The sequence below is a fragment of the Amycolatopsis oliviviridis genome, from assembly GCF_014654365.1.
GTDB lineage: Bacteria > Actinomycetota > Actinomycetes > Mycobacteriales > Pseudonocardiaceae > Amycolatopsis > Amycolatopsis oliviviridis.
Genome location: NZ_BNAY01000008.1, coordinates 180,815 through 194,020 on the forward strand (window position 1 = coordinate 180,815; position 13,206 = coordinate 194,020).

Genomic DNA, 13,206 nt, shown 5'->3' on the forward strand with positions numbered 1-13,206 from the left:
CCGCGAAAACCGGTCGCCGGGCGGCCACCCGCGGGCTACCCTGACCCGGTGATCTTCTGAGACGAACCTGCGCCCTCATCCCACCTCCTTCGCAGGGAGTCTCATGTCTTCTTCCTTGACGCTTTCCGACGTCACCTTCACCTGGCCCGACGGCGTCCCGGTGTTCGAGCGTCTTTCGCTCACCATCGGGGCAGGCCGCACCGGCCTGGTCGGCACCAACGGGTCAGGCAAGTCCACGCTGCTCAGGCTGCTCGCAGGACGGCTGGAAGCCACCACGGGCTCGGTGACCGCGCCCGGCGAACTCGGCTATCTGCCCCAGAACCTCGTCCTCGACACCGAACGCCGGGTCGACGACGTCCTGGGCGTCACCGCGGTCCGCGCGGCCATCAGGGCCGTCGAGAGCGGCACCGCCACCGAGGAGCACTTCAGCACCATCGGCGACAACTGGGACGTCGAGGAACGCACCCGCGCGATCCTCGACAGGCTCGGCCTGGGCGCCGTCCGGCTCGGCCGGCGGGCGGGCGAACTCTCCGGTGGTGAACTCACGCTGCTCGGGCTGGCCGCCCTGCTCCTGCGGCGTCCCGCCGCGCTGCTGCTCGACGAACCGACGAACAACCTCGACCTGCGGGCGCGCGAACTCGTGCACCGCGAGGTGGCGGCCTGGAGCGGGATCCTCGTGGTCGTGTCGCACGATCGCGAGCTGCTCCAGCTGGTCGACCGGATCGCCGAGGTCCGTGACCACGAGGTCACCTTGTACGGCGGCGATCTCGCGGACTACGAGCACGCCGTCGAGGTCGCCCAGGAGGCCGCGCGGCGGCATCTGCGTGCAGCGGAATCCGACGTCAAGCGCCAGAAACGGGAACTGATCGAAGCCGGGATCAAACTCGCCCGGCGGGCCCGGTACGGCCAGAAGATGTGGGACCAGAAACGCGAACCCAAGGTGCGGATGCGCAAACGTCAGGAGGACGCGCAGATCGCCGCGGGCAAGCACCGGAACCTGCACGCCGACAGGCTGGAGGACGCCGTCGAAGCGCTGAAGGCGGCCGAGGACCTGGTGCGCGAGGACGCCGAGATCCGCGTCGAACTCCCGGAAACCACGGTCCCGCGCGGAACGGACGTGCTCCGGATCGACGCCGTGCCCCGGTTCGGCCCGCCGGTGAACCTGCACGTCATGGGCCCCGAACGGATCGCGCTCGTCGGCCCGAACGGGTCGGGGAAGACCACCCTGCTGCGGACGATCACCGGCGAACTCCCGCCGGAGTCGGGCGAAGCGGAGCTGTTCGTCCCCGCCAGGCTGCTCCCCCAGCGGCTCGACATCCTCGACGACGCGATGTCCATTGTGGACAACGTGCGCTCGGTCGCGCCGTCGCTCACCGACAACGAGATCCGCGCGCGGCTGGCGCGGTTCCTGTTCCGGGGGACGACGGCCGACCGCGAGGTGGCGTCGTTGTCTGGCGGGGAACGGTTCCGGGCGGCGCTGGCGACGCTGCTGCTGACCGAGCCCACACCACGGCTGCTGCTGCTCGACGAGCCGACGAACAATCTCGACCTCGCGAGCGTCCGCCGGCTCACCGAGGCGTTGTCGGCCTATCGGGGCGCGCTGATCGTGGCGAGCCACGACCGGCCGTTCCTCGCCGACATCGGCATCACCAGGTGGCTACCCCTCGGCATTTAGTCCTCTGGATGCGGTACTTGCGCACGCAACTACCGCATCCAGAGGACGAATTGCGGGTGGTCAGGCGTCGAAATCCACCGTCACGGCGTCGGACACCGGCACCGACTGGCAGGTGAGCACGAACCCGGCGTCGACCTCGGCCTTCTCCAGGGCGAAGTTGCGCCGCATGTCCACCTGGCCGTCGCAGATCTTCGCCCGGCAGGTCCCGCACACCCCGCCCTTGCAGGCGAAGGGCAGGTCCGGGCGGTACTTCTGCGCGCCGTCGAGCAGCGAAGAGCCGCGCGGCAGCGTCATCGTCGTCGACCGGCCGTCGAGGACCAGCGTGACCTCGCTGGACGAACCCACGACGGCCGGGTCGACGTGCCGCACCGGTTCCGGCGGAGTGTCCACATAGAACAGTTCCTGATGCACGCGTTCGTCGGCGACGTCCAGCGAGCGCAGCAGATCCTGCGCGCCGGTCACCATCTCGAACGGCCCGCACAGCCACCAGTGCGCGACGTCCTCGACCGGGATGAGCACGGTGCACAGGCGCCGCAGTTTCTCGACGTCGAGCCGTCCGGTGAACAGTTCGGCCTCGCGTGGCTCTCGGGAGAGCACGTGGACGAGTTCGAGCCGCGCGGGGTAGCGGTCCTTGAGGTCCGCGAGGTCGTCGGCGAACATGACGGTGTCCGTGCGCCGATTGCCATAGAGCACGGTCACCGTCGCGTCCGAGTCGCTGAGCAGCGAGGACGCGATCGACAGCACCGGCGTGATTCCGGAGCCGGCCGCGATCAGCACGTGGTGCCCGGCGGCTTCGAGATCGGGGCTGAAGCTGCCGGTGGGCGGCGCGACCTCGATCTCGTCGCCGGGTTTCACCTCGCGCACGAGCCAGGACGAGAACAGCCCGCCCGGCACCTCGCGGACGCCGACCCGCGGCGCCGCACCGGCGGGCGCGCAGATCGAGTACGACCGGCGCTCGTCGCGGCCGTCGACCTCGCGGCGCAGGGTCAGCGACTGGCCTGCCTTGAAGCGGAAGGTCTCCGCGAGGTCTTCGGGCACGTCGAACGTGACCGCGACGGCGTCGTCGCACAGCCGCTGGACGTCCGCCACTTTCAGGGAGTGGAATCCCGTGCGGCGCGGCGCGGTTGCAAGAGATGTTGCGGTCACGCTAGATCTCCTTGACGTGTTCGAACGGTTCGAGGCAGAACCGGCAGCGGCGCAAGGCTTTGCACGCCGTCGCACTGAACCGGGACTGCTCCTCGGTGTCCGCGGAGCCGCAACGCGGGCAGCGGACCGAAGACACCGCCGGGCTCAGCGTGAGCGGGATCGGGCCGGTCCGCCGCGGCGCGGCCCCCGGCGGCGCGATCCCGGCCTCGGCCAGTTTCCGTTTGCCGTCCTCGGTGATCCAGTCGGTGGACCACGCGGGCTGAAGCACCGTGCGGACCTCGACGTCGCCGTAACCCGCGCCGGTGAGCGCGTGCACGAGGTCGTCGCGCATGGTGTCCATCGCCGGGCAGCCGGTGTAGGTCGGCGTGATCGCCACGACCACTCGACCGTCCTCTTCGGACACCTCACGCAGCACGCCGAGGTCGGCGAGGGTGAGCATCGGCAGTTCCGGGTCGGTGACCGTGGCCGCCACGGCGTACGCGGTCACCATGTCGCGTCCGGGTGTTCCCTGGCGACACTTTGCAGGGTCGCCAGCAGGAAGCCCATCCGCTCGGTGTGCACGCCGTCGCGCCCCATTCGGCCGGAGACCCCAGCAAGCGCGCCGACCTCAGGCCGTGTCAAGTGAGCGACGGCCAGAACCTGGTCGAGGATCGCGTCGAACTCCGGGCGCAGCGACGGCGAATCGACGAACTCGGCCTCGTGCGCGACGAAGAGCTCGCCCACGTAAGGCCAGACAGCGTCGAGCCCCTCCTGCATGCGCTCGTGGGACAACTCGGTGCCGTCGCCGAGCCGGACGGCCCACTGCGCGGCGTAGTCGCGGTGGTAGGCGACTTCCTTGACGCCCTTGTCCGCGATCGCCGCCAGTACCGGGTCCACAGAGGACTGAAGCCGCTGCAAGAGCGCCAGCCGCCAGATCGAGAACACCAGCAGCCGCGCGATCAGGTGCCCGAAGTGCCCGCCTTCGAGCTCGGCGAGCCGGACGTTGCGGTACTCCTGCTCGCTCCGGAAGAAGGCGTAGGAATCCTCGGTGCGCTCACTGCCGTCCGCTTTGCCCGCACGGGCCAGCAACAGCCGCGCCTGCCCGAGCAGGTCGAGCGCGATGTTGGCGATCGCGACCTCGTCCTCGAGTTCGGGCGCGTTCGTGCACCACTCCTGCAGCCGGTGCGAGAAGATCAGCGCGTCGTCGCCGAGCATCAGGCAGTAGGCCGCCAGCCGAGCACCGTCCACACCGGACGGAACTCCTGTGTCCACACCGGACAGCGGATCCTCGAACCCGGTGCCGAAGGCCCAGCGGGAGTCGTTCTCCTCGGTGATCGCCTCGTAGGCGTTGTCGAAGCTCATGTCAGATGTGGGGAACGTTGTCGGGGATGTCGTAGAACGTCGGGTGCCGGTACACCTTGTCGCCGCTGGGCGCGAAGAACGGGTCCTTCTCGTCCGGCGAGGACGCCGTGATGTCCGAAGCCCGCACGACCCAGATCGACACGCCTTCGTTGCGGCGGGTGTACAGATCCCGCGCGTGGTGCAGCGCCATGTCGTCGTCCGCCGCGTGCAGCGAACCCACGTGCACGTGGTTCAGCCCGCGCTTGCCCCGGACGAACACCTCGTACAACGGCCAGTCGTGTTTCATGCCGAGGCACCCTTCTTCGCGGCGTGGGCGGCCGCGGCTTCCCGCACCCACGCGCCGTCTTCCTGTGCCCGCCGCCGGTGCGCGACGCGCTGGGCGTTGCAGGGGCCGTTGCCCTTCAACACGTTCTTGAACTCGTCCCAGTCGACGGCGCCGAAGTCGTAGTGCCCGCGTTCGGCGTTCCACTTCAGGTCCGGGTCCGGGAAGGTGACGCCCAGCGCCTCCGCCTGCGGGATGGACATGTCGACAAAGCGTTGCCGCAGCTCGTCGTTCGTGTGACGTTTGACCTTCCACGCCATCGACTGCGCGGTGTTCGGCGAATCCGCGTCCGGCGGGCCGAACATCATCAGCGACGGCCACCACCAGCGGTTCACCGCCTCCTGCACCATTTCGCGCTGCTGCGGGGTGCCGCGCATCATGGTCATCAGCAGTTCGAAACCCTGCCGCTGATGGAAGGACTCTTCCTTGCAGATGCGGATCATCGCGCGGGCATACGGCCCGTACGAGCTGCGGCACAACGGGACCTGGTTGCAGATCGCGGCGCCGTCGACCAGCCAGCCGACCACGCCGACGTCGGCGAAGGTCAGCGTCGGGTAGTTGAAGATCGACGAGTACTTCTGCTTGCCGTTGATCAGCTTGTCGGTCAGATCCGCGCGGTCGGCACCGAGGGTGGCCGCCGCCGAGTACAGGTACAGCCCGTGCCCGGCCTCGTCCTGCACCTTGGCGAGCAGGATCGCCTTGCGCCGCAAGGAAGGCGCGCGGGTGATCCAGTTGCCCTCGGGCTGCATGCCGATGATCTCCGAATGCGCGTGCTGCGCGATCTGGCGGATCATCGTCTTGCGGTAGCCCTCGGGCACCCAGTCGCGGGGCTCGATGCGCTGGTCGCGCTCGATGGTCGCCTCGAAGTGCTTTTCGAGGTCTTCCTCAGGAAGGGTGGCCGTCATGACTGCTCCTTGGCGACGAGGGTCAGGACGTCGTACTTGGCGACCGAGTCGCCGTCGGCGTTGGTGACGTCGGCGTCCCAGCGGACTTCGCCGTACTCCTGGTCGATGCGCGGGGTGATCTGCTTGGCGGTCAAGGTCACCGTGAGGGTGTCGCCGACCTTGACCGGGGTGAGGAACCGGAGGTTCTCCAGGCCGTAGTTGGCCAGCACCGGACCGGGTTCCGGGGAGACGAACAGCCCGGCGGCGAAGGAGACCACGAGGTAGCCGTGCGCCACGATCCCGCCGAACAGCGGGTTCGCCGCCGCGGCTTCGGGGTCGGTGTGGGCGTAGAAGGTGTCGCCGGTGAACTCGGCGAAATGGTCGACGTCGGACTGCAGGACCTCACGCGGCCCGGCGACGACGGAGTCGCCGATCTTCAGCTCCGCCAACGACTTCCGGAACGGGTGGACGTCGCCCTCGGTCCTCGGCGCGCCGGTGACCCAACGGCCGGTGACCGTGCTGAGCACTTTCGGGCTGCCCTGGACGGCCGTGCGCTGCATGTGGTGCAGCACACCGCGGACGCCGCCCATCTCCTCGCCGCCGCCGGCGCGACCCGGGCCACCGTGCACCAGCTGCGGCATCGGCGAACCGTGGCCCGTCGACTCCTTCGCGTCGTCGGCGTCCAGCACCAGCAGGCGGCCGTGGTACGGCGCGACACCGAGCACGACCTCACGCACGAACTCCTGGTCCGCGGAAACGATCGAGCCGACCAGGCTGCCGCCGCCGCGGGCGGCGAGTTCGACGACCTGCTCGGTCGAGGTGTAGGGCAGCAGCGTCGAGACCGGGCCGAACGCCTCGATCTCGTGCGGCTCGGAGCGCTCGGGATCCGCCTTCAGCAGCACCGGCGAGAGGAACGCGCCGCGTTCGGCGTCCGCGCCGACGACGTCGACCTGTTCCGGGTCGCCGAAGACGACCGTGCCGACGTCCAGCAGCGCCTTGAGCGACCGCCGGACCTCCTCACGCTGCTCCAGGCTGGCCAGCGCGCCCATCCGGACGCCCTCGGCGGCAGGATTGCCGACGGTGGTCTTCGCCAGCCGCGCGCTCGCGGCCTCGGCGACGGCGTCCAGCAGATCCGCGGGCACGAAGGCGCGGCGGATGGCGGTGCACTTCTGGCCGGCCTTGACCGTCATCTCGGTGGTGAGCTGCTTGACGTAGAGGTCGAACTCGGTGGTGCCGGGCTTCGCGTCCGGGCCGAGGATCGACAGGTTCAGCGAGTCGGCCTCGGCGTTGAACCGGACCGAGTTGCGCACGATGGCGGGGTGCGCGCGCAGCTTCTGCGCGGTGGACGCGGAACCGGTGAACGAGACGAGGTCCTGCGCGGTGACGTGGTCGAGCAGGTCACCGACGCTGCCCGCGACGAACTGCAGCGTGCCCTCGGGCAGGATGCCGGATTCGATGATGATCTCGACCAGCCGCGCGGTGAGGTACGCGGTCTGACTGGCCGGCTTGATCAGGCTCGGCACCCCGGCGAGGAACGCGGGCGCGAACTTCTCCAGCGGGCCCCAGACCGGGAAGTTGAAGGCGTTGATCTGGACGGCGACGCCGCGCAGCGGGACGGCGATGTGCTGGGCGACGAAGGTGCCGCCCTTGCTCAGCGGCTCGACGTGGCCGTCGACGTAGACGGTGTCGTTCGGCAGTTCGCGCTTGCCCTTGCTGGAGTAGGCGAACAGCACGCCGATGCCGCCGTCGATGTCGACCATCGAGTCGCCCTTGGTGGCGCCTGTCCTGGCCGAGAGCGCGTACAGCTCCTCGCGGTGTTCGCGCAGGTGAGAGGCGAGAGCCTTCAGCAGCGCGGCCCGCTGGTGGAAGGTCAGCTCACGCAGCGCGGGACCGCCGGTGCGGCGGCCGTACTCCAGCGCGGCGGCGAAGTCGACGCCGTCGGAGGAGACCCGGGCGACCTCCTCGCCCGTGGAAGCGTCGTGCAGCGGTACGCCGTCGGTCTCCGCCGTGTGCCACCCGCCGGAGACGTAGCTGCGCAGCAATGCCATGAGTCGACCCTTCACCATGGTGGGATTTACAGACCGTCCGTTCAGTAATTGACTGTAGCTCCTGACCCGGGTCTTGCAAACCCCCCGACGGCGGTGGACCCTTGACATCTGCCCGAAAACACGCCTTTACTGGCGACACCCTTTAACAACCGTCCGTTCGGTCAGTAACTAGGTGGTTTCGGTTTGACTAACGCCGCGCACACGATGTTCGCCGACGACCTGGCCTCCAACGCGCTGGGCATCGAGCTAGTCGAGGCCGCCGAAGGGCACGCCGTCGCCACCATGCGGATCACCGAGACGATGGTCAACGGGCACGACATCGCGCACGGCGGCTACGTCTTCCTGCTGGCCGATACGACTTTTGCCTGCGCCTGCAACTCTGTCCATGCGCCCTCGGCGGGAGAAAGTACCTCGGAACGGCACGGCCCGGTGACCGTCGCGTCCGGCGCGGAGATCTCCTTCGTCGCCGCGGGAAAACTCGGCGACCACCTCGTCGCCACCGCCACCGAGCGGACGCGCTACGGCCGCAACGGCATCTACGACGTCACCGTGCACCGGGAGACCCCCGACGGGCCGGAGGTCGTCGCCGAATTCCGCGGCCGCAGCCGCACCATCCAGAAAGCATGATCATGAGCGCCTTCAGCGACGAAGCCGAGAACCTGACCATCGACGAACTCCAGGCGCTGCAACTGAAACGCCTCCGGTGGACGCTGCGGCACGCCTACGACAACGTTCCGTTCTACACGCGGAAGTTCGACGAGGCCGGGGTCCACCCGGACGACTGCAAGGCGCTGGAAGACCTGGCGAAGTTCCCCTTCACCACCAAACAGGACCTGCGCGACAACTACCCGTTCGGCATGTTCGCCGTGCCGGAGTCCCAGGTCAGCCGGATCCACGCGTCCAGCGGCACCACCGGGAAGCCGACCGTCGTCGGGTACACCGCCGAGGACATCGACACCTGGGCGACGGTGATGGCGCGGTCGATCCGCGCGGCGGGCGGGCGGCCGGGCGACAAGGTCCACGTCGCCTACGGGTACGGGCTGTTCACCGGCGGTCTCGGCGCGCACTACGGTGCGGAGAAGCTGGGCTGCACGGTGATCCCGGCGTCGGGCGGCATGACCGCACGCCAGGTGCAGATCATCACCGACTTCAAACCCGAGATCATCATGGTCACCCCGTCGTACATGCTGACACTGCTCGACGAGTTCGAGCGGCAGGGCATCGACCCGCAGTCCAGTTCGCTCAAGGTCGGCATCTTCGGCGCGGAACCGTGGACCGAGCAGATGCGCACGGAGATCGAGGAGCGCGTCGGCATCGACGCCGTCGACATCTACGGCCTGTCCGAGGTGATGGGCCCCGGCGTCGCGCAGGAATGCGTCGAGACCAAGGACGGGCTGCACATCTGGGAGGACCACTTCTTCCCCGAGGTCATCGACCCGTTCACCGAGAAACCCACCGACGCCGAGGGTGAACTGCTGTTCACCTCGCTCACCAAACAGGCGCTGCCGATCATCCGGTACCGCACCCGCGACCTCACCCGGCTGCTGCCGGGCACCGCGCGACCGGCTTACCGGCGGATGGAGAAGGTGACCGGGCGCAGCGATGACATGATCATCCTGCGTGGCGTCAACGTCTTCCCCACGCAGATCGAGGAAGTCGTGCTGGTGACCCCCGCGCTCGCGCCGCATTTCCAGCTGATCCGGTCCACGAAGGGCCGGATGGACCACCTGACCGTCCGCGTCGAGGCACGTCCGGACGCGACTGCCGACCAGCGCGCCGAGGCCGCCGCCCGGCTGATCGCCGGGGTCAAGGACGGGGTCGGGGTGAGCGTCGGCGTCGAGGTCGTCGACCCGGACACCCTGGAGCGGTCGCTGGGCAAGATGCGCCGCGTACTGGACGAGCGGGACCGCGGTTGAGCACCCCCGCCCGCCGGGGCCGCCCCGGGTACGACCTCGAGTCGCTGCTTCAGGTCGCCGTCCGGCTGTTCAATGAACGCGGCTATGACGGCACCAGCATGGAGGACCTCTCCCGCAAGCTCGGCATCACGAAATCCGCGATCTACCACCACGTGCCGAGCAAGGAGGAGCTGCTGCGGCTCGCCGTCGACCGCGCGCTGAACGGCCTGTTCGCCGTCGCCGCCGAGACGGAATCCTTCGAGGGCAGGGCGATCGAGAAGCTGGAACATCTGGTGCGAGGCAGTGTCCTCGTGCTGGTCGACCAGCTGCCGTTCGTGACGCTGCTGCTGCGGGTGCGGGGCAACACGAAGGTCGAGCGGGCGGCGCTGGCGCGGCGGCGCGAGTTCGACCGGCTGGTGACGGACCTGGTGAAACGGGCCGAAACCGAGGGCGACGTGCGGCCCGACATCGATCCCGCGGTCACCGCGCGGCTGCTGTACGGCATGGTGAACTCGCTGATCGAGTGGTACCGGCCGCGCCGGGGCTCGGCGGGGACCGAACTGGCGGACGCGGTGTGCAAGATCGCCTTCGACGGCCTGCGGACGCAGTAGTCACTCCCCCGCGGCCTTCGGCGGGCACCGTGCCTGCCAGATCAGCGCGTCGCGCAGCTGCTGGATGAGCTGCTCGTCGTCGGCCTCCGACGGATCGCCCCCGAGCGGGATCCAGCGTTCACCGACCTCGACCCCGTTCTCGAAACTGGTGATCACGATCCCCGCGTAGGAGACGCATTCGTCCCCGGTGTCACCCTGGATCCGGACGTCACGATGCTGCAATCGGACACTGACCCACCGCCCGACGCGGCGAACCGGATCTCGTTCAGCACTGGTCATTCGTCCCTACCCATGACACCCGGTACCCCCGCCACGAACGTCGGTTCGAAGGCTCTCGGAGTTACCGGCGGGTCGTTCCGAATGAATAACGGCAGGCGGCCACGTGAAACAGTTACGCTCGGCCCATGAGCACCGATCCGGAGACGCCCGTTCTCTCAGGTCGGCGCCGCCTCGAACCGGCCGCCCGCCGCGCCGAGATCCTGGCGGCGGCCCGGCGGCTGTTCGGCGAGGGCACGTACGCCTCGGTTTCGACCTCGGACATCGCGAAGGCGGCCGGGGTGGCGAGGCCGCTGATCAACCATTACTTCGGCGGCAAGCGCGAGCTGTACCTGGAAGTCGTCCGGCAGATGATGATCGTCCCGGCGCCCGTGATCGAGAACCTTCCCGACACCACCGCCGAAGAGCGGCTCGCCATCAGCGTCCGGCACTGGATCGAGGTCGTCGAACGCAACGAGCAGGCGTGGCTGACGGCGATCGGCCCGGAGGCCGTCGGCCGGGATCCGGACATCGAGCGGATCATGCTGGAGGGCGACGAGATCGCCGCGGACCGGGTCCTCGCGGCCGCGCTCATGAGCGACGTCACGGAGGGCCGCGAGGAGCTCCGCGCGATGATCCGTTCGTACGGCGGGATGCTGCGGGCCGCGTCACGCGAGTGGCTGGTCCGCGGCACACTCGGCCGGGACGAACTGCGCGTCTTCCTCACCGATTCGATCCTGCACCTGCTGCGGGTCACCTACCCGGCCGTCCTCGCAACGCGTTCCGACGGGCGTAGGCCGCCGGCGTCATCCCCTTCCAGCGCTTGAAGGCGTAGATGAAACTCGACGCCTCGGCGTAGCCCAGCCGCAGCGCGACGTCCTCCACGCTGAGCGCGCCGGTGTCCAGCATCTCCTCGGCGAGGGCCTGGCGGACCTCGTCCAGCAGCGCGCGATAGCCGGTCCCGGCCTCGAACAGCCGCCGTCGCAGCGTGCGAGGGCTGAGCGCGAGCCGCCGCGCGACCTCCTCCATCCCGGCGTCGACCCCGCCGAGCCGCACCAGCCGTTCCCGGACCTGCTGGGCGATCCCGGAGCGTTCGCGTTTCCGCGACACCAGCAGATCGCATTGCGCGGCGCAGACCGCGACCGTCTGATCGTTGGCCTGCGGCAGCGGCTTGTCGAGGAAGAGCGGGTCCAGGGTGGCGAGATGCGAGGACGCGGAGAACGACGGCGCGATCCCGAAGGTCCGCACGTATTCGTCCACAGTGGAGGGTTTCTCGTGCCGGAAGGCCAGCGAGCGCAAGGAGATGTCCGGCAGGATGTCGCGCATGACGGTATGGATGGCACCGAGGTCGCGCAACACCAGAAAGCGGGTGACATCGCCCGGCACGCGGCTGTCGTCCATGGTCAGCGCGAGCCGCCCGGCCTCGACGGTCACGTGCGGGATGCAGAACGTGAAACTCAGGTCCAGGTACCGCAGCGCGAAGCGCATCGCGTCCCCCAGCGTCGGACTGCTGATGCACGCGAAGCCGAAGATGCCGAAGGCGCTGACGCGGTACCGCCTGCTCAACCGTAGTGCGACGTCGTCCGCGCCGCCGAGCCCGCGAACCAGGCTTCGGACCACCGCGAGCTCCTGACGCGCGTCGACCTGGCCGTCGATCGGAGCGTGCTCGTAGGACTCCAGTCCCGCGATGCCGTTCTCGGCGGCGAAGCGGGCCATGAGCACGATGCTCGCCGTTCCGCGCGGGTAGTCCCAGTCGCGGATCACCGGCGGCGGTAGTTCCATGGCCGGGATTATGGATCCCCCGGCAACGATCGGCGCATTGAGGACCGTAACTGTCCTTGATCCCGTTTAGGGTGAACGGCATGTCCGACACGTTGAGCAGGCGCGCGCTGAACCGCGCCATGCTGGACCGGCAACTGCTGCTCCGGCGTTCGAAGATGACCGCACTGGAAGCGGTCGAACATCTCGCCGGATTGCAGGCCCAGGCGCCGAACCCGCCGTACTTCGCGCTGTGGACGCGGTTGCACGGTTTTCACCAGGAAGACCTGGCGAATCTGCTGCTGGACAAGAGTGTCGTGCGGATCGCGCTCATGCGTGGCACGGTGCACCTGGTGACGCCCTCGGACGCGCTGGCGTGGCGGCCGATCGTGCAGCCCCTCTACGACCGCTCGGTGACCGGCAACACCCAGTTCGGCCCCGACATCAAGGACCTCGACCACCAGGAGATCGCCCGCACCGCCCGCAAACTGCTCGGCGAACGGCCGCTTTCGGCCGCCGGGCTCGGCGCGGAACTGGCGAAGCACTGGGAGGGCGTGGCGCCGTCGTCGCTGGTGCACGTCGCGCGGGCGCTGCTGCCGCTGGTGCAGGTCCCGCCGCGCGGCGTCTGGGGCAAGTCCGGGCAGCCGACGTATCAGACCACCGAAGACTGGCTCGGCGCCGAACCGGACGCGGCGCCGTCGCGAGAAGCGATGTTCCGGCGCTATCTGGCCGCGTTCGGGCCGGCCAGTGTGCAGGACACGCAGGCGTGGGCCGGGATCACGAAGCTCGGCGACGTCGCCGAGCGGCTGCGGCCGGAACTGCGGACGTTCCGCGACGAGAACGGCCGCGAGCTCTTCGACCTGCCCGAAGCCTCGCGCCCGGATCCGGACACGCCCGCACCTGCCCGGCTGCTGGGCCCGTTCGACCAGACCGTCCTCTCCTACGCCGACCGCACGCGGGTGATCAGCGACGAGCACCGCAAGGTCGTCATCACGCAGAACGGCCTGGTCAAGGGCACCATCCTGGTCGACGGGTCGGTGAAGGGCTTCTGGGAGATCAAGACGGCGAAGAAGGCCGCGTCGGTGGTGATCACGCCGTTCGAACGCGTCCCGAAGCGGGATCTGGACACCTTGGAAAGCTCGGCTCACCGCCTCCTGACCTGGGCACATCCGAAGGCGGAGTCCCACTCGGTGCAATTCGTCCTCTGAATGCGTTTCGTCCTCTGAATGCGGTAGTTGGCAACGCGAACGACCGCATTCAGAGGACGAAAC

The 13,206-nt window shown here is 68.9% G+C and carries 14 protein-coding genes; 6 read left to right on the top strand and 8 right to left on the bottom strand.

Translation table 11 applies throughout. From position 1 onward, the window contains the following. The first annotated feature begins 103 nt into the window (after nucleotides 1–103). The gene (locus IE302_RS30890) at nucleotides 104–1,675 is read left to right on the top strand and encodes an ABC-F family ATP-binding cassette domain-containing protein (RefSeq protein WP_191257961.1); all 1,572 of its coding nucleotides are present in this window, start codon (nucleotides 104–106) and stop codon (nucleotides 1,673–1,675) included. A 60-nt stretch (nucleotides 1,676–1,735) separates the two neighbouring features. On the opposite strand, the gene paaE is transcribed toward IE302_RS30890, so the two are convergent. From paaE to paaZ, 6 genes are read right to left on the bottom strand one after another with little or no spacing between them, the layout of a single operon-like run. Continuing rightward, entirely contained in the window at nucleotides 1,736–2,821 is a 1,086-nt protein-coding gene (gene paaE, locus IE302_RS30895) for a 1,2-phenylacetyl-CoA epoxidase subunit PaaE (RefSeq protein WP_191257962.1), read from the bottom strand. A gap of 1 nt (nucleotide 2,822) precedes the next feature. Beyond that, nucleotides 2,823–3,311 carry a 1,2-phenylacetyl-CoA epoxidase subunit PaaD gene (gene paaD, locus IE302_RS30900; RefSeq protein WP_191257963.1) on the bottom strand — a complete coding sequence of 163 codons (489 nt, stop codon included), beginning with the start codon at nucleotides 3,309–3,311 and terminating at the stop codon, nucleotides 2,823–2,825. Next, the gene (gene paaC, locus IE302_RS30905) at nucleotides 3,305–4,162 is read right to left on the bottom strand and encodes a 1,2-phenylacetyl-CoA epoxidase subunit PaaC (RefSeq protein ID WP_191257964.1); all 858 of its coding nucleotides are present in this window, start codon (nucleotides 4,160–4,162) and stop codon (nucleotides 3,305–3,307) included. The genes paaD and paaC overlap by 7 nt, the downstream gene beginning before the upstream one ends. A 1-nt stretch (nucleotide 4,163) precedes the next feature. Continuing rightward, entirely contained in the window at nucleotides 4,164–4,448 is a 285-nt protein-coding gene (gene paaB / locus IE302_RS30910) for a 1,2-phenylacetyl-CoA epoxidase subunit PaaB (RefSeq protein WP_005168080.1), read from the bottom strand. Further along, a complete protein-coding gene (paaA, locus tag IE302_RS30915) occupies nucleotides 4,445–5,389 on the bottom strand; it encodes a 1,2-phenylacetyl-CoA epoxidase subunit PaaA (RefSeq protein WP_191257965.1) in 945 nt (314 codons plus the stop codon). The genes paaB and paaA overlap by 4 nt, the downstream gene beginning before the upstream one ends. After that, nucleotides 5,386–7,416, bottom strand: coding sequence for a phenylacetic acid degradation bifunctional protein PaaZ (gene paaZ / locus IE302_RS30920; RefSeq protein ID WP_191257966.1), 2,031 nt, complete (start codon nucleotides 7,414–7,416; stop codon nucleotides 5,386–5,388). Before paaZ ends, paaA begins: the two co-directional genes overlap by 4 nt. Before the next feature lie 204 nt (nucleotides 7,417–7,620). Between paaZ and IE302_RS30925 the strand changes: the two genes are divergently transcribed. From IE302_RS30925 to IE302_RS30935, 3 genes are read left to right on the top strand one after another with little or no spacing between them, the layout of a single operon-like run. Further along, nucleotides 7,621–8,043: a hotdog fold thioesterase gene (locus IE302_RS30925; RefSeq protein ID WP_191258208.1), complete on the top strand. Its 423-nt coding sequence runs from the start codon at nucleotides 7,621–7,623 to the stop codon at nucleotides 8,041–8,043. Then, nucleotides 8,040–9,332, top strand: coding sequence for a phenylacetate--CoA ligase PaaK (gene paaK / locus IE302_RS30930; protein ID WP_191257967.1), 1,293 nt, complete (start codon nucleotides 8,040–8,042; stop codon nucleotides 9,330–9,332). The genes IE302_RS30925 and paaK overlap by 4 nt, the downstream gene beginning before the upstream one ends. After that, the gene (locus tag IE302_RS30935) at nucleotides 9,329–9,922 is read left to right on the top strand and encodes a TetR/AcrR family transcriptional regulator (protein ID WP_191257968.1); all 594 of its coding nucleotides are present in this window, start codon (nucleotides 9,329–9,331) and stop codon (nucleotides 9,920–9,922) included. The genes paaK and IE302_RS30935 overlap by 4 nt, the downstream gene beginning before the upstream one ends. Here IE302_RS30935 and IE302_RS30940 read toward each other — a convergent pair whose 3' ends face one another. Then, nucleotides 9,923–10,201 carry a hypothetical protein gene (locus IE302_RS30940; RefSeq protein WP_191257969.1) on the bottom strand — a complete coding sequence of 93 codons (279 nt, stop codon included), beginning with the start codon at nucleotides 10,199–10,201 and terminating at the stop codon, nucleotides 9,923–9,925. It lies immediately after the preceding gene. 125 nt (nucleotides 10,202–10,326) lie between these two features. On the opposite strand from IE302_RS30940, the gene IE302_RS30945 reads away from it, so the two are divergent. Continuing rightward, on the top strand, nucleotides 10,327–11,004 hold the full coding sequence (locus tag IE302_RS30945; protein ID WP_191257970.1) for a TetR/AcrR family transcriptional regulator: 678 nt from the start codon (nucleotides 10,327–10,329) through the stop codon (nucleotides 11,002–11,004). On the opposite strand, the gene IE302_RS30950 is transcribed toward IE302_RS30945, so the two are convergent. Then, on the bottom strand, nucleotides 10,931–11,959 hold the full coding sequence (locus IE302_RS30950; protein WP_191257971.1) for an AraC family transcriptional regulator: 1,029 nt from the start codon (nucleotides 11,957–11,959) through the stop codon (nucleotides 10,931–10,933). The genes IE302_RS30945 and IE302_RS30950 overlap by 74 nt on opposite strands. A gap of 80 nt (nucleotides 11,960–12,039) precedes the next feature. On the opposite strand from IE302_RS30950, the gene IE302_RS30955 reads away from it, so the two are divergent. Then, the gene (locus tag IE302_RS30955; RefSeq protein WP_191257972.1) at nucleotides 12,040–13,143 is read left to right on the top strand and encodes a winged helix DNA-binding domain-containing protein; all 1,104 of its coding nucleotides are present in this window, start codon (nucleotides 12,040–12,042) and stop codon (nucleotides 13,141–13,143) included. Nucleotides 13,144–13,206: the final 63 nt, after the last annotated feature.